Genomic DNA, 877 nt, shown 5'->3' on the forward strand with positions numbered 1-877 from the left:
CCCCGTCGTCGCCGGAGGTTGGCGCCCAGCTTCCGGTGCGCCATCGGACAAACGCCTGGATTAGACTTCACATGTACGTCACGCCAACAGGAACAGGGGAACAGGGAATGAAGAGGGGACTGCACGCAGTCGCGTTGTTGTGTCTGCTGGGAGCGGGGAATGCATGGGCGCAGGTGGATCTGGCGCCGTATCTGGTCAAGGAGCAGGTCGAAACGCTGAAGTTGTCGCCGACCGGCGAGTACTACGCGGCGACGGTGCCGCTGGAGGATCGGACCGCGCTGGCGATCATGCGCCGTTCCGACAACAAGATCGTCGGCAGCTTCTCGATGGAGAAGAACACCCACGTCTCCGATTTCGTGTGGGTCAACGACACGCGCGTGCTGTTCAACATGGTTCAGAAGATCGGGCAGCGGGACCAGCCCTGGGGGACCGGAGAACTGTTCGCGATCAACGCCGACGGCGGGGCGGCGGAGCTGTTGGTGGGCCAGCGCGTGACCGGCAACGGGCCGGGGACGCTGATCCAGACCAAGAAGGTGGAGAAGGTTGCCGCGTATTTCGTTGGTTCGCTGCCCGGCGACGACCGCAACGTCATCATCCAGGCGCAGCCGTTCAGCACCAGCCAGGATCCTTATAGCCGCACCGAAATCATGGACGTCTATAGCGGCCGCCGGCGGTTGCTGACCGGTTCGCCCAAGGTGCGCGGCGCGGATTTCTACAGCGATGAGCAAGGTAAGGTGCGCTTCGCCTTGGGCGCGGATGCCGACAATGCCAAGAAGCTGTTCTATCGCGATGCGCAGGGCAGCGACTGGAAGCTGATCAATGACGAAAACGTCAGCCATCACGTGGAGACGCCGATCGGTTTTTCCGAAGACGGGCA

General features: G+C 62.5%; 1 pseudogene. It reads left to right on the forward strand.

Annotation, left to right across the window (positions count from 1 at the left end):
• Positions 1 to 71 precede the first annotated feature (71 nt).
• Positions 72 to 877, forward strand: a pseudogene (locus tag CEK66_RS20105) (S9 family peptidase); the annotation flags it as partial.

Source organism: Xanthomonas sp. LMG 12460 (assembly GCF_009192895.1).
GTDB lineage: Bacteria > Pseudomonadota > Gammaproteobacteria > Xanthomonadales > Xanthomonadaceae > Xanthomonas_A > Xanthomonas_A sontii.